Here is a 24,241-nt window from a genome sequence, read left to right as displayed (position 1 = left end):
ATGGATTTTATAAAACTGGACCTGCAATTCTTTTCAGGAGAAAAAACAGAAAAAGCCACCCCGAGAAAACGCGAAGACGTCAGAAAAAAGGGGCAGGTTGCAAAGAGCGCAGATGTAAATACAGCCATCGGTCTCCTCGCTGTATTCCTTGCCTTTCTGTTTATTGGACCATATATGATGAAGCAGCTGCTCGCACTGATGAAATCTTCGCTGCAGGAGACCTTGCTGCTTCAATTGTCCGAGAAAAATGTACATGAATTAATGATCCAGATTGCTGTTCAGTCCGCGTATATGGCAGGACCGATTATGGCGGTTGCCCTGGTTGCGGGAGTTGCAGCGAATTACATGCAGGTCGGGTTTTTGTTTTCAACTGAAGCGGTGCAGATGAAACTGGAAAAAATCAATCCAATTCAAGGGTTTAAGCGGATCTACTCGCTCAGAGCTGTCGTTGAACTGCTGAAATCCATTTTGAAAATATCATTTGTCGGGGCTGTCACTTTTTCCGTCATTTGGTTTCAGATGGACGAGATTCTGTCCCTTTCAAAGCTGTCGGTTGAAAAAGCGTTTCTCTTTGTTTCGAAGCTTGCCTTTCAGATGGGGCTGTTCGCATCCATTGCTCTCCTTTTTCTCTCGCTTCTCGATTATTTTTATCAAAAATATGATTTCGAGAAAAATATCCGGATGTCAAAACAGGACTTAAAGGACGAGTTTAAAAAATCCGAGGGAGATCCGCTGATTAAGTCGAGAATTAAGCAAAAGCAAAGGGAAATGGCAACACGCAGAATGATGCAGGATGTACCTGGGGCAGATGTCGTGATTACAAATCCGACTCATTACGCAATTGCCCTTAAATATGACGAAGATAAAATGGATGCACCGTTCGTTGTTGCTAAAGGAGTCGATTTTGTCGCTCAGAAAATCAAAGAAACGGCGAAAACAAATAATGTGACGATGATTGAAAATCGTCCTTTAGCCAGAGCGTTATACGATCAGGTTGATATCGGCAGGGCTGTGCCGGAAGAATTTTTTAAAGCGATAGCTGAAATTCTGGCTTACGTGTATCAGCTGAAAAATAAGGGGTAAGAACCTGCAATGCCTGCGTTTTCATAGAAAGAGAGGTACCTGATGCAAGCAAAAGATCTGACTGTATTGCTTAGTGTTATTTTAATTGTTGCGATGCTCATTATTCCGTTCCCTACATGGCTGTTAAGCTTGCTGATCATGCTTAATATTACACTTGCTCTTCTTGTGCTGCTGACCTCCATGAACATGAGGGAGCCGCTGGATTTTGCCATTTTTCCATCCCTGCTGCTTCTCTTGACATTGTTCAGGCTCGGACTGAATGTATCGACAACCCGCGCGATTCTCTCTCATGGTGAAGCCGGGGGAGTTGTTGAAACATTCGGAACCTTCGTTGTAGGCGGAAATGTCATTGTTGGATTTGTTGTGTTTCTTATTCTTATTATCATTCAATTTGTCGTCATTACAAAGGGTTCTGAGCGTGTCTCAGAGGTTGCTGCCCGCTTTACGCTTGATGCGATGCCGGGAAAGCAGATGAGTATTGATGCAGATCTCAACGCCGGTGTCATTTCCGAACAGCAGGCAAGATCACGCCGCGAAAAAGTATCCAGAGAAGCAGATTTCTACGGAGCAATGGATGGTGCGAGCAAGTTCGTAAAGGGAGATGCGATTGCCGGCATTATCATTGTCATCATTAACATGATTTTCGGAATCATTATCGGCATGATGCAGCTTGGCATGGGTTTTGGCGACGCTGCATCCCACTTTACAATGCTCACAGTCGGAGACGGGATTGTCAGCCAGATTCCTGCGCTGCTTATCTCGACTGCAACCGGTATTGTCGTAACAAGAGCAGCTTCAGATGGAAATCTGGGATCGGATATTACAAGTCAGCTTTTCGCCTATCCGAAAATGATGTATGTAGCTGCAGGAACGATTTTGCTTCTTGGACTGTTTACGCCAATCGGATTATTTGTGACAGTCCCGATCGCTGCCGCTTTTGGCGCAGGCGGATACATTATTTCAAAATCAAAAGAGAAACTCCCTGAAACAGAAGAAGCTGCTGAGGAAGAGATCGAACTGGATGAAATGAAATCACCGGAAAGTGTCGTGCAGCTGCTGAATGTGGATCCAATTGAGTTTGAATTTGGCTATGGCCTTATTCCGCTTGCAGATGCAAATCAGGGCGGAGACCTGCTTGACCGGATTGTCATGATCAGAAGGCAGCTTGCCATTGAACTCGGGCTTGTTATTCCTGTTGTCCGCATCCGTGACAACATTCAGCTTCAGCCGAACGAATACAGACTTAAGCTGAAAGGGACCGAGGTCGCGAAGGGTGAAATTCTTCTCGATCATTTCCTCGCGATGGCCCCAGGTATTGAAGATGATTCAATTGAAGGGATCGATACGATTGAACCTTCATTCGGCCTGCCTGCAAAATGGATCACTGAAGAAAACAAAGATGCGGCGGAAATGTTCGGTTATACAGTTGTTGATCCTCCGTCCGTTGTATCGACTCATATGACAGAAACAATTAAAAGACATGCGCACGAGCTGCTTGGAAGACAGGAAACGAAACAGCTGCTGGATCATCTGCGGGAAACGTATCCTATCCTTGCTGAAGAGGTTACGCCTTCCCCGCTTTCCATTGGCGACATTCAGAAGGTGCTCTCCAAGCTTTTAAAAGAAAAAGTATCCATCCGCAATCTGCCGGTCATCTTTGAAGCACTTGCGGACTACGGGAAATTGACATCAGATCCTGATTTGCTCTGCGAGTATACGAGACAGGCACTTGCAAAGCAAATTACTGGTCAGTATACAGCCGGAGATACTTTAAAAGTAGTCACTCTGTCAGGAAAAGTGGAAAAAGCAGTCGCTGACGGTGTTCAGCAGACCGAGCACGGAAATTATCTGGCAATGGATCCGGATCTTTCCCAGGCCATTATTGAATCCATTGCTAAAGAGGTAGAGCAGCTTTCCCTGCAGGAGCAAACACCGATTCTGCTCTGTTCTCCTGCCGTAAGGATGTATGTAAGGCAGCTGATTGACCGTTACTTTCCTCAGCTTCCTGTGCTTTCCTACAATGAGCTTGAAGCAAATGTTGAAGTTCAGAGCGTTGGGTTGGTGAATATTGCATGAAGGTGAAAAAATTTCTTGCTGCAAATATGCAGGAAGCGATGCAGCAAATTAAAAACGATCTTGGCAAGGATGCTGTTATTTTAAGCTCCAAGCATGTTTATAAAGGAGGAATACTCGGTTTCTTTGCCAAAAAAAAGGTTGAAGTCATCGCAGGGCATGATCCGGATCCTGTCTTCAGGACAATGCCGGCACCAAAGAAGGAGCCGCCTCAGGAAGTCTTTTCAGAAACCTCTCTGCTGAGCGAAATGAGAGAAGTTAAGAGTCTTGTAAAATCGCTCCGTGAACAAGAAGAAGCGGTCAATCTGCCTCAAGAGCTGAAAGAGCTTGAACGGCTTCTGGCAGAAAAGGAAGTGCAGGGGAGAGCAGACATTCTCTCTGAACTCAGAGAAATGGAAGGGGAACGGTCCTTGCAGGACTGGGTGCAAAAAGCATCAGAAATCATGGCTGAGAAACTGGCCGCCTTCCCTTTTAATGGGATTTCTCATGAGAAAAAATATATTTTAGCCGCCGGTCCTACTGGTGTGGGGAAAACTACAACGCTCGCAAAGCTTGCAGCTGAAAGCATGTTAAAAGAAAAGAAAAAAATTGCCTTTATCACAACTGATACATACAGAATTGCAGCGATTGACCAGATCAGGACCTATGCAGGTATTTTAAATGCTCCGCTCAAAGTCTGCTATACCCCTGAAGATGTAAAGGAAGCAAAAGAAGCTTTTGCTGAAATGGATGCCGTATTTATTGATACAGCCGGAAGAAACTACAGGAACAAATTGTTCGTTCATGAATTAAAGGATCTGCTTGGAGCAAATGATGACACAGAAACCTATCTTGTGCTCTCCGCTGCTTCCAAGTACAGCGACATGCAGGAGATCTACATGAATTTCAGTGCAATGAATCCGGAAAAGCTGATCTTTACAAAGATTGATGAAACAGCTGCTAAAGGTTCACTTTATGATTTCGTTCAGTTTGCCGGGCTTGGCGTTTCATACTTTTCTAATGGCCAGAACGTTCCTGATGACATCATGCCGGCTTCCGCAAAAATGATGGCAGAGGAGATTATGAGGTAGAAAATGGATCAGGCAGAGCAGTTAAGAAGACAGATATTTAAGACAGAAAACAAAACCGCCAAAGCAATTGCCGTGCTGAGTGGAAAAGGAGGAGTCGGAAAATCGGGCTTCACCGTAAATCTTGCAGCACAGCTTTGCGGACGGGGAAAGCGGGCGCTCATTTTAGATCTTGATATCGGTTACGGGAACATCGATCTCTTGATTGGGGAATCCAGCAGACATTCCATGATTGATTTTTTTCAGGGAGAAAAGAAGCTGAGTGAGATCATCTGCAAAAGCAGTGCGGGTTTTGACTACATTTCAGGAGGTACAGGACTTTCGCATGTGGTTTCCCTTAATGACATGCAGCTTTCGGCCTTTTCACAAGAGCTTGACCAGGCATTTTGCACGTACGATTATCTGCTACTTGATCTTGGTGCAGGAATGACATCTGACAGTTTAAAGTTTGCCATGAGTGCTGATGAGCTGGCGGTTGTGACGACACCTGAGCCGACTGCGATAACAGATGCTTACTCAGCGATCAAGGTCATAAGTTTCCATGAAAAATCCATACCTGTTTCCATTGTTGTCAATAAAGCCGATGACGAAAAAACAGCCCAATTAACATTTGCCAGAATGCAGTCGGCTGTCACCCGTTTTCTTGACAGGGAGGTATCTTTTGCCGGCTGGATGCCCCAGGATGCACTCGTATCAGAAGCCGTAAAAAGGCAGGTGCCATTCAGCATCCTGTTTCCTAAATGCCCGGCTTCGCGCGGTATTTGCCGGATTGCTGACAGCATGGTCTCTGCACCCGCTTCAGAGGCACCGCCTCAAAAAACATCATTTTTTTCCAGAGTGTCACAGCTCTTCAGGGGAGGCGGAGATTAAATGAATAAAACGTCTGTTCTAGTTGTGGATGATTCTGCATTTATGCGGAAACTGATTGCCGGTTTCCTGAATGAAAGCGGTACGTGCTATGCTGCCGGCACAGCAAGAAACGGAGAGGATGCCCTCGAAAAAGTGAAGGCGCTGAATCCGGACGTGGTGACGCTGGATATAGAGATGCCCGGTATGGACGGGCTTCAGACACTGAAGCGAATCATGGAGGGCACGCCAAAGCCGGTTATCATGTTTTCAGGCATGACGCAGCGGGGAGCGGATCTCACGATTCAATCTCTTCAAATGGGAGCGGTTGATTTTATACCGAAGCCTTCCGGGGCAATCTCACTTGATCTGCATAAAGTAAAGGACGACCTGATCCGAAAGGTTGAGATGGCTGGCCAGCTGAAAATGGAAACCATCACTGTTGGCGGAAGGAACAGACCTTTTAACGAAAGGAAAACGTCCAGGCTGAACAGCAGCAGGAAAGTCATCTGCATTGGCACATCAACAGGAGGACCAAGAGCGCTGCAGCAGGTTCTGCCGAAGCTTCCGGGGGATTTGAACGCACCTGTTTTTGTTGTGCAGCATATGCCGGAGGGTTTTACCGCTTCGCTTGCAGCGCGGCTTGATACGTTATCGCATCTTACTGTCAAAGAGGCAGAAGACGGGGAACTTGTCAAAAAGGCCACAGCCTACCTCGCACCGGGAGGAACTCACATGAAAGTGGAAGAATCAATGTCCGGGCTTGTGATCAGGCTTACCAAGGAAAGCCTTAATACGGCTCACAGACCTTCTGTTGATGTATTGTTTGAATCGCTCAGCCGGATCAAAAATGTCCACAAAATAGCTGTGATCATGACAGGCATGGGTTCAGACGGATCCGAAGGACTGAAAAAATTAAAACAATCCGGATCCCTTCATGCCATATCAGAATCCGAAAAAACATCCGTTGTATTCGGAATGCCCAAAATGGCAGTTGAGACGAATGCAGTTGATGCAGTTGAACATCTGGAAGATATTGCTGATGCGATTCTTAAATCAGTTCAATCATAAGCCGGAAATATTTGCAGTCTAAGGGGAGTAAGTCAAAATGGATATGAATCAATATTTAGATGTCTTTATTGAAGAAAGCAAAGAGCATCTGCAGTCCTGCAGTCAAAAGCTCCTGGAACTTGAGAAAAACCCTGAAGATTCAGCGATTGTAAGTGAAATTTTCAGGTCAGCACACACGTTAAAAGGCATGAGTGCAACAATGGGTTATACGGACCTTGCAAACCTGACTCACCATATGGAAAATGTGCTTGATGCGATCCGTCACGGAAAACTGTCTGTTCAGCCTGCTGTTCTTGATGCCGCATTTGAAGCTGTTGACCTACTGGAAGAAATGGTTCTTTCCATTGCAGGCGGAGGAAACGGAAAAAAAGACGTGCTCCAAATGATTGAAACGTTTAAAAAGCTCGAAGGCGCTGAAGACCAGGCTGTGGTTCCTGTTCCGTCCGAAACGATGATCCTTGATGATTTTGAACGCACCGTTATCCAACAGGGGGCAGAGCAGGGGTATCAGCCTTACGAAATTACTGTTTTTCTTAGAGAGGACTGTCTTTTAAAAGCAGCAAGGGTTTTCATGATTTTTGAGCTTGGTGAAAAACTTGGCGAGATCATTAAATCTGTTCCGGCAGCGGACATGCTTGAGGAGGAAAAGTTCGATTCAACATTCCGTTTGATTTTCGTTTCAAAAGAGCAGCCGGAAGACATTCAGTCGCAGATGATGAAAGTTTCAGAGGTTGAGAGAGTCGAAATCAGCCCGCTTGCACTTGATCAGTCCGTCTTCATTGAAAAGGACGCCGAGATTGTAACGGAGTCCGAGGCAGAAGCTGAGACGGCTGCTGCAAAGGTTTCAGGAAGTTCAAAGACGATCCGTGTGAACATTGAGAGACTGGACAGCCTGATGAACCTGTTTGAAGAGCTTGTCATAGACAGGGGCCGCCTTGAACAGATTTCAAAAGAATTGAAAAACAGCGAACTCAATGAAACTGTGGAACATATGAGCCGCATTTCCGGAGATTTGCAGACCATTATTTTGAATATGAGAATGGTGCCAGTTGAAACAGTTTTTAATCGATTTCCGAGAATGGTTCGCCAGCTGGCGAAGGACCTGAACAAAAAAATTCATTTGTCCGTTACCGGCGCTGAAACAGAACTTGACAGAACAGTCATTGATGAAATCGGCGATCCACTCGTCCATTTATTAAGAAATGCGCTTGATCACGGGATTGAAACACCTGAACAGCGGAGGATGAACGGTAAACCTGAAGAAGGAAACGTCGCCTTAAAAGCCTATCACAGCGGTAATTATGTCTTTATTGATATAGAAGATGACGGGGCCGGCATAAGCAGGCAGAGGATCTTGAAAAAGGCAATAGAGCGCGGGCTTGTCACTGAAAGAGAGGGCGGAGACTTGTCTGATGAACAGGTTTATGACTTCATGTTTGCATCAGGATTTTCTACGGCCAGCACCATTTCAGATGTTTCAGGCAGAGGCGTGGGTCTTGATGTTGTCAAAAATACGATTGAATCACTTGGAGGCAGCATAACCATTCAGTCAAGGGAAGGCTTTGGCTCACTGTTTTCCATCCAGCTTCCGCTGACTTTATCCATTATCTCCGTGCTGCTTGTGAAGCTTGCAAACGAAACATTTGCGATTCCGATTTCCTCTATTATTGAAACAGCGGTAATCAGAAGAGATGAAATCTTGAACGCGCACAATCAGAAAGTCATCGATTACAGGGGGAAAATTGTTCCGCTTGTTTCACTGAAGGAAATCTTAGAGGTCCCATGCGACCCATTTGATGACTCGCACCTGGCGATTGTCATTGTCAAAAAAGGCGACCGGCTGGCGGCTCTGATGGTAGATTCTTTTATTGGCCAGCAGGAGATTGTGCTCAAACCCCTCGGAAACTACTTGAATTCTGTTTTTGCTGTATCAGGAGCTACGATTTTAGGAGACGGACAAGTAGCCCTTATTATCGACTGCAACGCCCTGATTAAATAGCCGGAAGGGAGAGAAGAAACGTGAATGATACGCTTGAGAAAATGATTGTTTTTCAGCTTAATAACAAAGAATACGGCATTGCTGTCGGAAAAGTGAGATCAATAGAAAAAATGCAGACGATCACGCGTGTGCCCGGAACAGATTCTTTTGTAAAAGGGGTCATGAACTTGAGGGGGATCGTCACTCCTGTGATCGATCTGAGAACGCGATTTGGGCTTGTGCAGGAAGAATTGTCTGAAAGCAGCCGGATTATTGTCGCGGCTCTTGATTCATATGAAGTAGGTTTTATCGTCGATTCAGCAAATGATGTCATTGATCTGTCTCCTGAAGAGCGTGAGCCTGCACCTGAAGTTGCAGGAGCAGAAGAGGCGGAATACATTGTCGGCGTTGCAAAATCCGGCAAACGCCTGATCATTCTTCTGGATCTGAATAAGGTTTTAGCAGACACATCACATTCCCCTGCCATTAACAAACGGAATGTTCAGCTTGCATAATCCGCGATGGAAGCCTTTGGAATGGACAAACAGGAGCGAATGATCAAGGTTGGAATTGCTGAAAAAAACATCGTTTCACAGCCATATTTGATAAGAACATCCGGACTTGGCTCATGTGTAGGGCTTGTGCTGTTCGACGAGGAACAAAAAACAGCCGGCCTCGTGCACATCATGCTGCCTGATTCCTCTTTGTCCCGCACAGGAGATTACAATCCTTCCAAATATGCGGATACAGCTGTAAAGGACCTGGCTGATAAACTGGCAGAAAGAGGGTGCAGAAAGGGTGCTTTGAAAGCAAAGCTTGCAGGCGGAGCGCAAATGTTCCCTTTTCAGCCTTCGAGGATGCTCAACATCGGAGCAAGGAATGTGGCCGCTGTTTTAAAGCAGCTGGATACAATGAAAATTCCTGTCATCAGCATGGATACTGGGGGAAGCAGCGGGAGAACGATCGAGTTTAATCCCGCAACAGGAAAGCTTTCTATTTCCACAGTCAATCAATCTGCAAAAACAATCTGACAGACACCGGAAATATCACAGCAGAAGGGGAGAAAAATGGAACAAGCTGCAAAACTCGAAGAACAAGAATATTGGAATAAATGGATTCATTACCGTGACCATGAAGCTTGCAATGCGCTGATTCACCGCTATTTGCCCCTTGTCAGCTATCATGTACAGCGCATTTCAGTCAGCCTGCCCAAATCAGTTAATAAAGAAGATTTAAAAAGCATAGGCATGGTCGGTCTCTACGATGCTCTTGAAAAATTTGACTACACACGCGACCTGAAATTTGAAACGTATGCTTCTTTCAGAATAAGAGGAGCGATCCTTGACGGACTGAGAAAAGAAGACTGGCTGCCCCGCAGCTCAAGAGAAAAAGCAAAAAAAGTGGATGCCGCCATTGAACGGCTTGAACAAAAATATTTGCGGAATGTTCAACCAAAAGAAGTGGCCGCAGATCTTGAAATGTCGGAAAACGAAGTCATTTCGATCATGAATGAAGGCTTCTTTGCCAATGTTCTCTCTATTGATGATCAAAATCATGAACATGACGAACAGGACCATCAGAAATTCGTCATCCGGGACGAAAAAGCAGAAATGCCTGAAGAGAAAATGGTAAAGGACGAACTGATCGGACAGCTTGCAGAAGTCATTGTCAATCTGACAGAAAAAGAGCAGCAGGTCATCAGCTTATTTTATAAAGAGGAACTGACGCTGACTGAAATCGGGCAGGTCTTAAGTCTATCTACATCACGTATTTCGCAGATTCATTCAAAAGCTCTGTTTAAGCTGAAGCATCTTCTTGAAAAAATTAATCCTTGACGGGCCGCTTTTGTAAACAGGCGATATAAAAAAAGGTCAGGTGAAACGGTATATGACAGCAGCACTCCTGGCATTAAGCCTTATTCTGCACGCTGCATCACTTTATTTGATTGCACTTTTATTTTTACGTTATAAAAATGTGCTGCAGGCTGAAGAGAGGCAGGCCTCCATGCTTGAAGAAACAGAACAGGCGCTTGCCGCCTGCATGCTTGAGATGAGAGAAGAGAATGAAAAGCTTCTGGCTGCGCTTGACCGTTCTTTTATAACGGGCGAAAGTTCCGCAGATTCTCATGACGGCGGAGGGGTTCAGCAGAAAGAGCTTTCTCATGAGGAAGCTCCTGAAACTCTTCATGAAAAAGACCAGTCGGATCAATTCCGTCTGTATGTATTAAATCTTTATCAAAATGGCTATACAATAGAAGAAATAGCAAAAAAGCTTGATAAAGGAAAAACAGAAATCTCCCTTATGCTGAAATTCCGCCAATTCTAGTCGAATTTTGCTTGCGAATGATTTTTCATTATGATATATTAATTTTTGGTGTTAATACACACGCCATAGATTCAGGCATTGGTGCTGTTTAGACAGTTTTGCCTGAAGATGATATGTGCGGAGGAGAAAAAACCATTAGGAGGAAATACCATGTCAGTCATTTCAATGAAACAACTACTTGAAGCAGGTGTTCATTTCGGCCATCAAACACGCCGCTGGAACCCTAAGATGAAGCGTTACATCTTCACTGAGCGTAACGGCATCTACATCATCGACCTTCAAAAAACAGTTAAGAAGGTTGAAGAAGCTTACCAGTTCACGAAAGAACTAGCTGCAAACGGCGGCACAATTCTTTTCGTAGGAACTAAAAAACAAGCTCAGGATTCAGTTAAAGAAGAAGCTGAGCGTTCAGGAATGTACTTCGTTAACCAACGTTGGTTGGGCGGAACGCTTACAAACTTTGAAACGATTCAAAAGCGCATCAAACGTCTGAAAGACATCGAAAAAATGCGTGAAGACGGCACTTTCGAAGTTCTTCCAAAGAAAGAAGTTGTTCAGCTTAACAAAGAGCTTGAGCGTCTTGAGAAATTCTTGGGCGGAATCAAAGACATGAAAGGTCTTCCTGATGCACTATTCATCATTGACCCTCGCAAAGAGCGCATTGCCGTTGCTGAAGCACGCAAATTGAACATTCCAATCGTTGGTATCGTTGATACAAACTGCGATCCGGATGAAATTGATTACGTAATTCCTGCAAATGATGATGCAATCCGTGCAGTTAAGCTTTTAACTTCTAAAATTGCTGATGCAATTCTTGAAACAAAACAAGGTGAAGAAACAACTGCTTAATCAAGTAAAGGTGATAAGAGGGGAATGCCTTTTATCACCTTTTTTAAAGAGGCTTTTTCCTGACGGGAAAAGCCCCCTTTAACAAAACGAAAAACATTCTAGTTCAGAATGAAACCAATACATAATGGCGGAACGGCCGAAAATTAAGGAGGAAAACTCTCATGGCAATTACAGCTCAAATGGTAAAAGAATTACGCGAAAAAACTGGTGCAGGTATGATGGACTGCAAAAAAGCACTTACAGCAACAGAAGGCGATATGGAAAAAGCGATTGATTTCCTTCGTGAAAAAGGAATCGCTTCTGCTTCTAAAAAAGCGGACCGCGTAGCTGCTGAAGGACTTGCTCTTGTTAAAGCTGAAGGAAACGAAGCCGTTATCCTTGAAGTGAACTCTGAAACTGATTTCGTAGCTAAAAACGAAGGATTCAAGGAGCTTCTTGATACACTTGCTTCACACCTTCTTGCTAAAAAGCCTGCTGACCTTGAAGCTGCTCTTGCATCTGAAATGGACAATGGCACAACTGTAAATGACTACATCAACTCTGCAATCGCTAAAATCGGTGAGAAAATCACTCTTCGCCGCTTTGATATCGTATCAAAAACAGACAGCGATGCATTCGGTTCTTACCTTCACATGGGCGGCCGCATTGCCGTTCTTGCTGTTCTTGAAGGAACAACTGACGAAGATACAGCTAAAGACGTTGCGATGCACGTAGCTGCTGTTAACCCTAAATACATCGGCCGTGACGCTGTAAGCGAAGAAGAAGTAACTCGCGAGCGCGAAGTTCTTTCTCAGCAGGCTCTAAACGAAGGCAAGCCTGCTAACATCGTTGAAAAAATGGTTGAAGGCCGTCTTGGCAAATTCTTCGAAGAGATCTGCCTTCTTGAGCAGAACTTCGTTAAAAACCCTGATCTTAAAGTAAAACAATTTGTTGAGTCTAAAGGCGCAACAGTAAAAAGCTTTACTCGCTTTGAAGTAGGCGAAGGCATTGAAAAACGCCAGGATAACTTTGCTGAAGAAGTTATGAACCAAGTCAAAAAATAATTCAGTCCGACATAAGAGAAAACAGCTGTTTTCCTTAATGAAGACGAGTAAATGAAAGACAGGGAACACACTTCTGTGTTCCCTCTTTTTGAAAAAGCCTGTTTCCCCGCGGGGTGAATACAGCTTGAATCATTTACATGCAACGATTTACCCGAAAAGACTTGGAGGTCATTATGAGCAAACCTAAATATAATCGTATCGTACTTAAATTGAGCGGAGAAGCGTTAGCAGGAACGGACAGCTTCGGCATTAAGCCTGCTGTCATTCAGTCCATTGCCAAGCAAGTGAAAGAAATTGCAGAGCTTGGTGTTGAAGTGGCTGTAGTTGTAGGCGGCGGCAACATCTGGCGCGGCAAAATCGGCAGTGAAATGGGCATGGACCGTGCAACTGCCGACTATATGGGAATGCTTGCTACGGTGATGAATTCACTTGCTCTGCAGGACAGCCTTGAAACGTTCGGCATCCAGACCCGCGTTCAGACTTCCATTGAAATGAGACAAGTTGCAGAGCCGTACATCAGAAGAAAAGCAATCAGACACCTTGAGAAAAAACGAGTTGTCATTTTTGCTGCAGGTACGGGAAATCCTTACTTCTCCACTGATACAACAGCGGCGCTCCGGGCAGCGGAAATTGAAGCAGATGTCATTCTGATGGCAAAAAACAACGTTGACGGCGTCTATACAGCAGATCCAAAGAAAGACGCAGCCGCTGTAAAATACGAAACACTGTCTTACCTTGACGTATTGAAAGAAGGTCTGGAAGTGATGGATTCTACTGCTTCATCACTTTGCATGGACAATGATATCCCGCTGATTGTCTTCTCTGTTATGGAAGAAGGCAACATTAAACGTGCAGTACTCGGCGAAAATATCGGAACAATTGTAAGGGGGAAATAATGATGGCTAAACAAGTTCTTGCACAAGCAAAAGATAAAATGGAAAAAGCGGTATCTGCCTATAACAGAGAGCTTTCAACCGTTCGCGCAGGCCGTGCAAATGCATCTCTTCTTGATAAAATTGTCGTAGATTACTACGGTGCGCCTACACCGGTCAACCAGCTTGCTTCTATTAACACACCTGAAGCAAGACTGCTTGTGATTCAGCCTTATGACAAAACGGTACTCGGCGAAATCGAAAAAGCGATCCTTAAATCAGATCTTGGATTAAATCCTACAAACGACGGATCTTTAATCCGGCTTGCTATTCCGGCCCTTACTGAAGAGCGCCGCAAAGAGCTTGCTAAACTTGTAAAGAAATATGCTGAAGAAGCAAAAGTTGCAGTCCGCAATGTGCGCCGTGACGCAAACGACGATTTGAAAAAGCTTGAGAAAAATGGCGAAATTACAGAAGATGAGCTTCGCACAAACAATGATCAAGTTCAAAAAACGACGGATGAGTTCATCAGCAAAATTGACGCTATTGCAAAAGATAAAGAAAAAGAAATCATGGAAGTTTAAGTTAAAAATCTGTACAATGGAATTGTGCTCAAAAGACCCTCTTATGTTTACAGGGGGTTTTTTTGTTAATACTGTTAACACCGCTGCAGTATATGAGACCGCAGAATGTTACGGGTGATGGAGGAATCACATGCTGGGCAAACTGAAAAATTGGAGAAATCCTAACCGGGAACTGTCTGTTACCTCAAAAGATGACTTGATCAAACGGGGAATACCTGAACATATTGCCATTATTATGGACGGAAATGGGAGATGGGCCAAAAAACGCGCACTTCCAAGGATTGCCGGACACCATGAAGGCATGAAGACAGTAAGAAAAATCACAAAGCTTTCCAATGAGCTCGGTGTAAAGGCTCTTACTCTATATGCTTTTTCAACTGAAAACTGGAAACGCCCAAAGTCTGAAGTCGATTACCTGATGAAGCTGCCTGAAGAGTTTCTAGGAACTTTTCTGCCTGAGCTGATCGAGGAAAATGTACAGGTCAGAATTATTGGCGACGAATCCAAAATACCGGCGCATACGCTTCGCGCTGTGCAAAAAGCAAAAGAGGAAACAGGATCCAATAACGGACTTATTTTAAATTTTGCCTTGAATTACGGAAGCCGGGCGGAGATGATTCATGCTGTCCGCGGCATTGTTGAAGATGCAGAAAACGGCGAATTAAAGATTGAAGACATAAGCGAAGAGCTGTTTTCAAGTTATTTAATGACAAGCGGAATGAAAGATCCTGATTTGCTGATCCGGACAAGCGGGGAAATCAGGCTGAGCAACTTCATGCTATGGCAGCTTGCCTACTCGGAATTCGTCTTTACGGATGTTCTCTGGCCGGATTTCAGCGAAGATCACCTTCTTTCAGCCATTGATGAATATCAGCACAGAGGAAGAAGGTTTGGAGGATTGTAAAGGCAATCTCCCTGGTTTATCATCCAGGGATTATACATAACTTGAGAGGTGCAGAGATTCGCACGTTATTTGCACAATCCAGATATACAGAGATCTGCAGCAGACGAATGGGGAGTGACATGGTGAAGAGAATCAGTTTATTGGGTGCAACAGGTTCAATCGGACAGCAGACACTTGATGTCATTAAGGCTCATCCGGAACAATTCCAGCTAGTTTCCATGTCATTTGGAAGCAACCTTACTTTAGGCAGAAAAGCAATTATTGAGTTTTCGCCCCGTTTAGTGGCAGTAAATGACTTTGATGCCTATTCACAGCTGAAAAGTGAATTTCCGGACGTGTCTTTTGCTTTTGGCGAAGAAGGCTTGATTGAAGCTGCCGTTTTGCCTGAAGCAGACATCCTGGTTAATGCTGTTATGGGGAGCGTCGGTCTTCTGCCGACATTAAAAGCAATTGAATGCAAAAAAACGATAGCCATTGCCAATAAAGAAACACTTGTAACGGCAGGACATCTTGTAACGGCTCATGCGAAAACATACAATGTGGAGCTCCTGCCTGTAGACAGCGAGCATTCAGCTATTTTTCAATGTCTTCAGGGTGAGAATCCCAAATCTTTGGAGCGGCTTATTATTACTGCTTCCGGAGGGAGCTTCCGTGACAGAAAGCGGGAGGACCTTGAAAATGTCACGGTGGAAGAAGCCCTTAACCATCCGAACTGGTCGATGGGAGCTAAAATCACGATTGACTCTGCAACAATGATGAACAAAGGTCTTGAAGTCATTGAAGCGCACTGGCTGTTTGACTTGCCGTATGAAAAGATCGATGTGCTGCTGCACAAAGAAAGCATTATCCATTCTATGGCTGAATTTCATGACCGCAGCGTCATTGCCCAGCTTGGAACACCTGATATGAGAGTGCCGATTCAATATGCCCTGTCTTATCCTGAACGGTTGCCGATGCCGGATACAAAACAGCTGAATTTATGGGAGGCGGGCAAGCTCCACTTTGAAAAAGCTGATTTTGAACGGTACCGCTGCTTACAATTTGCTTATGACTCAGGTAAAATTGGAGGAACGATGCCGACTGTCCTGAACGCTGCAAATGAAGAAGCTGTGGCCGCTTTTCTGAAAGGGAAAATTAAGTTTCTTCAAATCGAAAACCTGATTGAGAGGGCACTTTCAAAACATTGTGTGATAACAGACCCGAATCTGCATATCATTCAAGAAGTGGACAAAGAGACAAGAGAATTTGTTCAATCATTCTATTCATAAAGGTGGTCATGAAACGTGAATACCGTTTTGGCGTTTGTTGTTATTTTTGGGGCGCTCGTTTTCTTTCATGAGCTTGGACATCTCGTTTTAGCTAAACGTGCGGGTATTCTTTGCCGTGAGTTTGCGATTGGATTCGGCCCGAAAATCTTTTCTTTTACAAAAAATGAGACGGTCTATACGATCAGACTTCTTCCTTTGGGCGGATTTGTCCGGATGGCCGGCGAAGACCCTGAAATGATAGAGGTTAAGCCCGGATATAATGTCGGACTGCTCTTTAACAAACAGGATCAAGTTGAAAAAATTATTCTGAATAATAAAGAAAAATACCCCCGTGCAAGAGTCATAGAAGTCGAACAGGCAGACCTTGAGCACAAAATGTTCATCTCAGGGTATGAACAGGGCGAAGAAGATGAAGTGCTTAAGCATTTTGATGTCAGCGAGCGTTCATTCTTTATCGTAGATGGATCAGAAGTGCAAATTGCGCCTTTTAACCGCCAGTTCGGTTCAAAAACACTCGGCCAGAGAACGGCTGCGATTATTGCAGGCCCGCTGATGAACTTTATCCTTGCGTTTGTCCTGCTTTTCTCTCTTGGTTTTATTCAGGGAGCTCCAATAGACGAGCCTGTCCTTGGAAAATTGACAGAAGACGGCTCTGCCGCTGAATCAGGCTTAAAAGAGGGAGATGAGATCACGGCCATTGAGGGCAAAGTGATGTCTTCCTGGAAGCAGGTGGTATCTGTTATTCAGTCAAACCCTGAACAGGAGCTTACCTTCAGCGTGAATCGCGGCGGGCAGGATCTTGAAATCGAGGTCATCCCTGAAGCGAGCAAAGTCGGTGAGGAAACCATCGGCAGAATCGGAGCCTATAATCCGGTAGAGAAATCGTTTATCGGTTCATTAACTTACGGTGTCACAGAAACATTTAACTGGACAAAAGAAATTGTCCTCGGACTTGGCAAGCTGATCACAGGCCAGTTTTCCATTGATATGCTTTCAGGCCCTGTCGGCATTTATGATATGACAGATCAAGTAGCAAAAACGGGCGTCATTAATTTGATGAGCTGGGCTGCGATCCTGAGCATTAATCTCGGTATCGTCAACCTTCTTCCAATTCCGGCTCTTGACGGCGGAAGACTGCTCTTTTTCCTTGTTGAAGCGCTTAGAGGGAAACCGATTGACCGCCAGAAAGAGGGCGTTGTCCATTTTATCGGGTTTGCGCTGCTGATGCTCCTGATGCTTGTCGTAACGTGGAATGACATTCAGCGGTTCTTTTTATAAAATGCCTGCCGACAGCTGAAAATGCGAATTTTGAATACTTAAATAGAGGTGCTTTAGATGAAACAGAGTATGACGTTTATTCCTACTTTAAGAGAAGTGCCTGCAGATGCGGATATTAAAAGCCACCAGCTTTTGCTCCGGGCAGGCTACATGCGGCAAAATGCGAGCGGAATCTACAGTTATTTGCCGCTTGCCTCTATTGTTCTTAAAAAAATTGAGCAGATTGTACGAGAAGAGATGAACCGTGCAGGCTCAGCCGAACTGCTTATGCCTGCACTCCAGCAGTCAGAACTTTGGCAGGAATCCGGCAGATGGTACACATACGGCCCTGAGCTTATGAGAATGAAAGACAGGCACAGCCGTGAATTTGCACTTGGCGCCACACATGAAGAGGTTATTACATCTCTTGTGCGCGACGAAGTTAAGTCCTATAAGAGACTTCCTTTGAATCTGTATCAGATTCAGTCGAAATTCAGGGATGAAAAGCGTCCCCGATTTGGACTTCTGCGCGGCCGCGAGTTCATTATGAAAGATGCCTATTCTTTCCATGCTTCGTTTGAAAGTCTTGATGAAGTGTATGAAAAGATGTTTCAGGCATACAGCAATGTGTTTTCACGCTGCGGCCTGAACTACCGGGCAGTTATTGCTGATTCTGGTGCCATGGGCGGAAAAGACACCCATGAGTTCATGGTTTTGTCTGACGTCGGCGAAGATACAATTGCCTATTCAGACACATCGTCCTATGCTGCCAATGTAGAGATGGCTCCTGTTATTACTCAATATGAGAAAAGCAGTGAAGAACAGCAGGACCTTGTAAAAACAGAAACACCAAATCAAAGAACGATTGAAGAAGTAGCGGATTACCTGAACGTCGAAAAAGAGAAGCTGATTAAATCTCTTGTTTTTAAAGTGGACGAAAAATTTGTGATGGTGCTTGCACGCGGCGATCACGAAATCAACGATATAAAAATCAAAAACCTTTACGGGGCATCAGTTGTCGAACTTGCGACACCTGAAGAAACGAAGCAGGCGGCAGGAGTTCTGCCAGGTTTTGTCGGCCCTGTGGGAGCAGATTCTGCAATTGAGATTATTGCCGATCATGCGGTTCAGTCCGTTGTAAACGGCGTTTGCGGCGCAGGTGAAGAAAATTATCATTATACAGGCGTTAATCTAGATCGTGACGCAGCTGTCAGCCAGTATGCTGACCTTCGTTTCATTGAAGAGGGAGACGCTTCACCGGACGGAGAAGGAACGATTCAGTTTGCCAAAGGAATTGAAGTGGGACATGTATTCAAACTTGGAACACGCTACAGTGAAGCAATGAATGCGACGTTCCTTGATGAAAACGGCAGAGCGCAGCCGATGATTATGGGCTGTTACGGCATTGGCGTTTCAAGAACATTAGCTGCTATTGTTGAGCAGTATAATGACGATAAGGGTATTGTCTGGCCGGCTGCTGTTGCGCCGTTCCAAGTCCACCTGATCACAGCAAATGCAAAACAGGATGCGCAGTCTTCTCTTGGCGAAAAACTGTATACTGAGCTTTTAGAAGCTGGATTTGAAGTTCTTTATGATGACAGAATCGAACGCGCAGGGGTTAAATTTGCCGACTCTGATCTGATAGGCATTCCTGTCAGAATCGTAGTTGGAAAACAGGCCGAAGACGGCATCGTGGAAGTAAAAGAGCGGAAAACAGGAGAGAGTATGGACGTATCTCTCTCAGATCTGCATGAAACGATTTCAAGGCTGCTTCAGAAGTAAAAACCAGTGATGCCAAAAGTTCATCTATGGTATGATAGAGTAAGTGAATAACAAATTGACAAGGTACCCCGCTCAGTGCGAGGTACCTTCAATTATGATGGACAAAATTTCAAGGAGGGAAAAATCAGACATGCAAGAAGAGCGTCTCAAGGCTCAAAAAGAACGATTTCACCTTCTGCTTCAGCAAATCGGGCTGACAGAAGATACGGTTTATCCGTTTTTCTCTGAAGGTGCCATTACAAAACTGACTGTTTTAAAACAGCAGAAAAAATGGGAGTTTCAGTTTTCCTTTCAAAAAATCCTCCCATTTGATGCATACCGCCTTTTTCAGGCAAAGCTGACAAAAGCATTTTCTCATATTGCAGATGTAACCTTTCAGCTGACGGTCCAAGATCAGTCGTTCAATGATAAACTCGTTGCAGACTACTGGTCGGTTTGTGTTCAGGAGCTGGAGGGCATCTCTCCTCCCATGCTGTCCCTTTTAAATGAACAGACTCCTGAAGTGCAGGGGGTCAAACTGATCATTAAAACGAAAAATGAAACAGAAGCAATGGCCATTAAGAAAAAATATACGCCGCTGCTTCAGGACAGCTTTTCGCAGTACGGGTTTCCGTCCCTCCAATTCGATACAGTGACGACTATTTCGAAAGAAGAAATCGCACAGTTCCAGGAGAAGAAAAAACTCGAGGATCAGGAAAAAGTCATGCTCGCCATCACGGAAATGGAGAAGAAAGACAAAGAGCAGGATGAAGCTCCTCAAGGTCCGCTGATGATCGGATATGCCATAAAAAATGACGAAGAAATCAAGCAGATTGATACAATCGAAGATGAAGAGCGCCGCATCACCGTTCAAGGCTATGTGTTTGATGCAGAAACAAGAGAACTAAGAAGCGGCAGAACGCTCAGCACCTTTAAAATAACAGACTACACAAACTCCATTCTCGTGAAAATGTTTGCCCGTGATAAAGAGGATGCGGCACTGCTTCAAACATTGAAAAAGGGCATGTGGGTGAAAGTGCGCGGAAGCATCCAAAACGATACGTTTGTAAGAGATCTTGTCATGATTGCAAATGATATCAATGAGATCAAACCGGAAGTCAGACAGGATACTTCGGAAGAAAAGCGGATCGAACTTCATCTTCACAGTCCGATGAGCCAGATGGATGCCGTGTCATCAGTCGGCTCCCTTGTTGGACAGGCTAAAAAGTGGGGCCACCCGGCAATTGCAATTACAGATCATGCAGTGGCGCAGTCTTTTCCTGAAGCCTATTCGGCAGGAAAGAAAAACGGCATCAAGATTCTTTACGGTGTGGAAATCAATCTGGTGGATGACGGAGTTCCGATTGCCTACAACCCGCAGGACCGCTTTTTGCCTGAAGCGACCTATGTTGTATTTGACGTTGAGACGACAGGTCTTTCCGCTGTTTATGACACGATTATTGAACTGGCTGCCGTGAAAATCAGAGACGGTGAAATCATTGACCGGTTTGAGTCATTCGCCAATCCCCATCACCGGCTGTCGGCTACAACGATTGATTTGACGGGAATCACCGATGATATGGTGGCAAACGCCCCGGATGTGGATGAAGTGCTTCGCCGGTTTAAAGAGTGGACCGGGGACGACATACTCGTTGCGCACAATGCAAGCTTTGATATGGGCTTTTTGAATGTAGGCTACAAAAAGCTGCTTGGCAGCGGGAAGGCTGCAAACCCAGTCATAGATACGCTTGAACTTGGACGCTTCCTTTATCCCGAGATGAAAAGCCACAGGCTGAATACACTTGCCAAGAGATTCGACATTGAGCTTACCCAGCATCACCGCGCGATTTATGATGCTGAAGCAACCGGATATCTTCTTTTGCGCATGCTCAAGGATGCAGCTGAAAAGGGAATTGAAAATCACCTGCAGCTGAATGACAATATGGGCCAGGGCAATGCTTACCAGCGGGCTCGTCCGTATCATGCCATTCTTCTTGCCCAGAATGAAACGGGACTGAAAAACTTGTTTAAACTCGTTTCCATGTCCCATATAGATTATTTTTACAGAGTTGCGCGCATCCCGAGATCACAGCTTGTCAAACACCGGGAAGGGATCATTGTCGGATCGGCATGCGACCGCGGTGAAGTATTCGAAGGCATGATGCAAAAATCCCCTGAAGAAGTGGAAGACATTGCAGCATTTTATGACTACATCGAAGTTCAGCCGCCTGAGGTATACCGTCATTTAATCCAGATGGAATATATAAGGGATGAAATGGCGCTGAAAGAAATTATCTCAAATCTTGTCAGTCTTGGCGAAAAGCTTGAAAAGCCTGTTGTTGCAACCGGAAACGTGCATTATCTCCAGCCGGAGGACAAGATTTACCGGAAAATCCTCGTAAGTTCGCAGGGCGGGGCAAATCCGCTTAACCGCCATGAGCTTCCGAATGTGCATTTCCGTTCAACGAACGAGATGCTTGACTGCTTTGATTTTCTCGGAAAAGAAAAAGCCCGTGAAATTGTCATTGACAACACTCATAAAGTTTCGGCTATGATCGATGACATTAAACCGATCAAGGACGACCTGTATACGCCAAAAATCGAAGGTGCTGACCAGGAAATCCGCGATATGAGCTACGGGATGGCGAGAAGCATATACGGGGACAATCTCCCGGAAATTGTGGAAGCAAGACTTGAAAAAGAACTAAAGAGCATCATCGGCCATGGATTTGCGGTTATTTACCTCATTTCCCATAAGCTTGTTAAAAAGTCGCTTGATGACGGCTATCTAGTAGGATCCCGGGGTTCCGTCGGATCGTCGCTCGTTGCAACGATGACAGAGATTACCGAAGTGAATCCTCTGCCGCCGCATTATGTATGCCCCGACTGCAAGCACTCGGAATTTTTCAACGACGGATCTGTCGGATCGGGTTTTGACCTTCCGAACAAGGATTGCCCGGAATGCGGGGCAAAATACCATAAAGACGGCCATGACATCCCGTTTGAAACGTTCCTTGGATTTAAAGGAGATAAGGTTCCTGATATCGATTTGAACTTTTCGGGAGAATACCAGCCAAGAGCCCACAACTACACAAAAGAATTGTTCGGCGAAGATAATGTATACCGTGCAGGAACAATCGGCACCGTGGCAGAGAAAACGGCTTACGGCTATGTCAAGGGATATGCGGGAGATAACAACCTCATGCTCAGAAATGCAGAAGTTGACCGTCTCGTGCAGGGCTGCACAGGTGTAAAACGAAGCACGGGGCAGCATCCGGGCGGTATTATCGTCGTTCCTGACTATATGGACATTTATGATTTTTCGCCGATTCAGTTTCCGGCAGATGCCACCGGTGCGGAATGGAAAACAACTCACTTCGACTTCCATTCCATTCACGATAATCTTCTGAAGCTCGATATCCTCGGACACGATGATCCGACGGTCATCAGGATGCTTCAGGACCTGAGCGGAATAGATCCCAAAACGATTCCGACAGACGACAAAGAAGTTATGAAGATCTTCAGCGGGACAGAATCACTCGGCGTAACAGAAGAGCAGATCATGTGCAAAACCGGCACCCTCGGCATTCCCGAATTCGGAACGAGATTTGTCCGACAGATGCTTGAAGATACGAAACCGACAACCTTCTCAGAGCTTGTCCAGATATCCGGCCTTTCTCATGGAACAGATGTATGGCTCGGCAATGCGCAGGAGCTGATCCATGACAATACATGCACTCTGAGTGAGGTAATCGGATGCCGTGATGATATTATGGTTTATTTGATTTATCAGGGGCTTGAGCCATCATTCGCCTTTAAAATTATGGAATCTGTCCGTAAAGGAAAAGGCCTGACGCCTGATATGGTTGAAGAGATGAAAAAAAATAATGTGCCTGACTGGTACATTGGGTCCTGCCTGAAAATCAAATATATGTTCCCGAAGGCCCACGCAGCTGCCTATGTATTAATGGCAGTCCGCATCGCCTACTTTAAAGTCCATCATGCGCTTCTTTATTATTCTGCGTATTTTACCGTCCGCGCAGATGATTTTGACGTAGAAAGCATGGCAAAGGGTTCTGCTGCAATCAGGGCGCGAATTGAGGAGATTAACCAGAAAGGGCTTGAAGCATCTCCTAAGGAAAAAAGTTTGCTGACTGTCCTTGAACTGGCACTTGAAATGTGCGAGCGGGGGTACTCCTTCCAGAAGGTCGACCTTTACCGCTCAAGTGCAACAGATTTCCTGATCGACGGCAATTCGCTCATCCCGCCTTTTAATTCAATTCCGGGACTTGGGACAAATGCGGCCATCAACATTGTAAAAGCAAGAGAAGAAGGGGAGTTTCTTTCAAAAGAAGACCTTCAGCAGCGGGGAAAAGTATCCAAGACGATTATTGAATACCTGACGAACCAGGGATGTCTGGAGTCGCTCCCTGACCAGAATCAGCTTTCGCTGTTTTAATGACCGGCCTGAAACAGGAGAAAATTACCGGTGCCGTACCGGCGGTTTTTTCTTGCAATTTGGCTCAGAACCTTGAACAGTCTATGATTTTAATTTGCAATAAATGGCCGGTTATGTTATATTCTTTATGGAAATGCTAACGATAGTTAGAGGCAGAGAGTGGGGAAACCCACTCTTTCGTATTGAGTAGAGATATTTTGTGTCTCTTCATTCGGATCGCGTGTTTAGTACATACATTCCCTGCTCAATATGAAGCAGGGTTTTTCAGCAGCTAAAAGCTATATTTGCTTCTATTTCACAAGGAGGAACGGGATGAGCAAAAAAGTTACTGAAATCGTTGCCGAACTAGTGACGCCGATTTTAGATGAATTAACATTGGAATTAGTGGATATTGAATTTGTTAAAGAAGGAAAAGAATGGTTTCTTCGCGTATTCATAGACTCAAGCGATGGAATTGATATTGAGCATTGTGCGATTGTCAGCGAAAAGCTCAGCGAAAAGCTGGATGAAACAGATCCGATCGAACAAAATTATTTCCTCGAAGTTTCATCTCCCGGTGCTGAACGCCCGCTTAAAAAAGAAGCTGACTTCGAAAAATCGATTGGTAAAAATGTGTACATCAAAACATATGAACCTTTCGAAGGCTCAAAAGTTTTTGAAGGCGAGCTGACTGGATTTGACGGAGAACACGTCGTTGTAACAGTCACAATTAAGACCCGGAAAAAACAAATTCAGATTCCATACGAAAAAGTTGCCAGCGCAAGACTTGCTGTCACCTTCAATTAACTTGTTTTTATGAAA

General features: G+C 44.8%; 20 protein-coding genes. All 20 read left to right on the top strand.

Translation table 11 applies throughout. The annotated features are described in order from the left end of the window. The 20 genes from flhB to rimP all read left to right on the top strand — a co-directional run bounded on the left by flhB (window position 1) and on the right by rimP (window position 24,226). Entirely contained in the window at window positions 1-1,083 is a 1,083-nt protein-coding gene (gene flhB, locus MHB63_20520) for a flagellar biosynthesis protein FlhB (protein MEK3808919.1), read from the top strand. A 42-nt stretch (window positions 1,084-1,125) separates the two neighbouring features. Then, window positions 1,126-3,159: a flagellar biosynthesis protein FlhA gene (gene flhA, locus MHB63_20515; protein MEK3808918.1), complete on the top strand. Its 2,034-nt coding sequence runs from the start codon at window positions 1,126-1,128 to the stop codon at window positions 3,157-3,159. Next, on the top strand, window positions 3,156-4,226 hold the full coding sequence (locus tag MHB63_20510; GenBank protein MEK3808917.1) for a flagellar biosynthesis protein FlhF: 1,071 nt from the start codon (window positions 3,156-3,158) through the stop codon (window positions 4,224-4,226). Before flhA ends, MHB63_20510 begins: the two co-directional genes overlap by 4 nt. A 3-nt stretch (window positions 4,227-4,229) precedes the next feature. Further along, window positions 4,230-5,093, top strand: coding sequence for a MinD/ParA family protein (locus MHB63_20505; GenBank protein MEK3808916.1), 864 nt, complete (start codon window positions 4,230-4,232; stop codon window positions 5,091-5,093). Continuing rightward, window positions 5,094-6,140, top strand: a complete 1,047-nt coding sequence (locus MHB63_20500; GenBank protein ID MEK3808915.1) for a chemotaxis response regulator protein-glutamate methylesterase — start codon at window positions 5,094-5,096, stop codon at window positions 6,138-6,140. A 37-nt stretch (window positions 6,141-6,177) separates the two neighbouring features. Then, entirely contained in the window at window positions 6,178-8,139 is a 1,962-nt protein-coding gene (locus MHB63_20495) for a chemotaxis protein CheA (GenBank protein ID MEK3808914.1), read from the top strand. Between the two features lie 41 nt (window positions 8,140-8,180). Further along, the gene (locus tag MHB63_20490) at window positions 8,181-8,633 is read left to right on the top strand and encodes a chemotaxis protein CheW (GenBank protein MEK3808913.1); all 453 of its coding nucleotides are present in this window, start codon (window positions 8,181-8,183) and stop codon (window positions 8,631-8,633) included. A 6-nt stretch (window positions 8,634-8,639) separates the two neighbouring features. Then, window positions 8,640-9,149 carry a chemotaxis protein CheD gene (locus MHB63_20485; protein MEK3808912.1) on the top strand — a complete coding sequence of 170 codons (510 nt, stop codon included), beginning with the start codon at window positions 8,640-8,642 and terminating at the stop codon, window positions 9,147-9,149. A gap of 36 nt (window positions 9,150-9,185) precedes the next feature. After that, window positions 9,186-9,953: a FliA/WhiG family RNA polymerase sigma factor gene (locus MHB63_20480; protein MEK3808911.1), complete on the top strand. Its 768-nt coding sequence runs from the start codon at window positions 9,186-9,188 to the stop codon at window positions 9,951-9,953. Window positions 9,954-10,005: 52 nt separating this feature from the next. Beyond that, window positions 10,006-10,443 (top strand): hypothetical protein, encoded by a 438-nt coding sequence (locus MHB63_20475; protein MEK3808910.1) that lies wholly within the window; start codon window positions 10,006-10,008, stop codon window positions 10,441-10,443. A 150-nt stretch (window positions 10,444-10,593) separates the two neighbouring features. Continuing rightward, the gene (gene rpsB / locus MHB63_20470) at window positions 10,594-11,292 is read left to right on the top strand and encodes a 30S ribosomal protein S2 (protein ID MEK3808909.1); all 699 of its coding nucleotides are present in this window, start codon (window positions 10,594-10,596) and stop codon (window positions 11,290-11,292) included. A 161-nt stretch (window positions 11,293-11,453) separates the two neighbouring features. Further along, on the top strand, window positions 11,454-12,335 hold the full coding sequence (gene tsf / locus MHB63_20465) for a translation elongation factor Ts (GenBank protein ID MEK3808908.1): 882 nt from the start codon (window positions 11,454-11,456) through the stop codon (window positions 12,333-12,335). A gap of 173 nt (window positions 12,336-12,508) precedes the next feature. Continuing rightward, the gene (gene pyrH, locus MHB63_20460; protein ID MEK3808907.1) at window positions 12,509-13,231 is read left to right on the top strand and encodes a UMP kinase; all 723 of its coding nucleotides are present in this window, start codon (window positions 12,509-12,511) and stop codon (window positions 13,229-13,231) included. Between the two features lie 2 nt (window positions 13,232-13,233). Then, the gene (frr, locus tag MHB63_20455; GenBank protein MEK3808906.1) at window positions 13,234-13,791 is read left to right on the top strand and encodes a ribosome recycling factor; all 558 of its coding nucleotides are present in this window, start codon (window positions 13,234-13,236) and stop codon (window positions 13,789-13,791) included. Window positions 13,792-13,921: 130 nt separating this feature from the next. Continuing rightward, window positions 13,922-14,695: an isoprenyl transferase gene (locus MHB63_20450; GenBank protein ID MEK3808905.1), complete on the top strand. Its 774-nt coding sequence runs from the start codon at window positions 13,922-13,924 to the stop codon at window positions 14,693-14,695. A 122-nt stretch (window positions 14,696-14,817) separates the two neighbouring features. Continuing rightward, entirely contained in the window at window positions 14,818-15,963 is a 1,146-nt protein-coding gene (gene dxr, locus MHB63_20445) for a 1-deoxy-D-xylulose-5-phosphate reductoisomerase (protein ID MEK3808904.1), read from the top strand. A gap of 15 nt (window positions 15,964-15,978) precedes the next feature. Next, on the top strand, window positions 15,979-17,241 hold the full coding sequence (gene rseP / locus MHB63_20440) for an RIP metalloprotease RseP (GenBank protein ID MEK3808903.1): 1,263 nt from the start codon (window positions 15,979-15,981) through the stop codon (window positions 17,239-17,241). A 57-nt stretch (window positions 17,242-17,298) separates the two neighbouring features. Further along, window positions 17,299-19,002 carry a proline--tRNA ligase gene (locus tag MHB63_20435; protein MEK3808902.1) on the top strand — a complete coding sequence of 568 codons (1,704 nt, stop codon included), beginning with the start codon at window positions 17,299-17,301 and terminating at the stop codon, window positions 19,000-19,002. A 130-nt stretch (window positions 19,003-19,132) separates the two neighbouring features. Continuing rightward, window positions 19,133-23,440: a PolC-type DNA polymerase III gene (locus MHB63_20430; GenBank protein MEK3808901.1), complete on the top strand. Its 4,308-nt coding sequence runs from the start codon at window positions 19,133-19,135 to the stop codon at window positions 23,438-23,440. Window positions 23,441-23,752: 312 nt separating this feature from the next. Then, complete coding sequence (rimP, locus tag MHB63_20425; protein MEK3808900.1) at window positions 23,753-24,226, top strand: ribosome maturation factor RimP; 474 nt, start codon at window positions 23,753-23,755, stop codon at window positions 24,224-24,226. Window positions 24,227-24,241 lie beyond the last annotated feature (15 nt).

It is taken from the genome of Bacillus sp. FSL H8-0547 (assembly GCA_038002745.1).
Lineage (GTDB): Bacteria > Bacillota > Bacilli > Bacillales > Bacillaceae > Bacillus_P.
The sequence above is the reverse complement of the archived record's forward strand: the minus strand, read 5'-3'. Positions and strand labels throughout refer to the sequence as shown.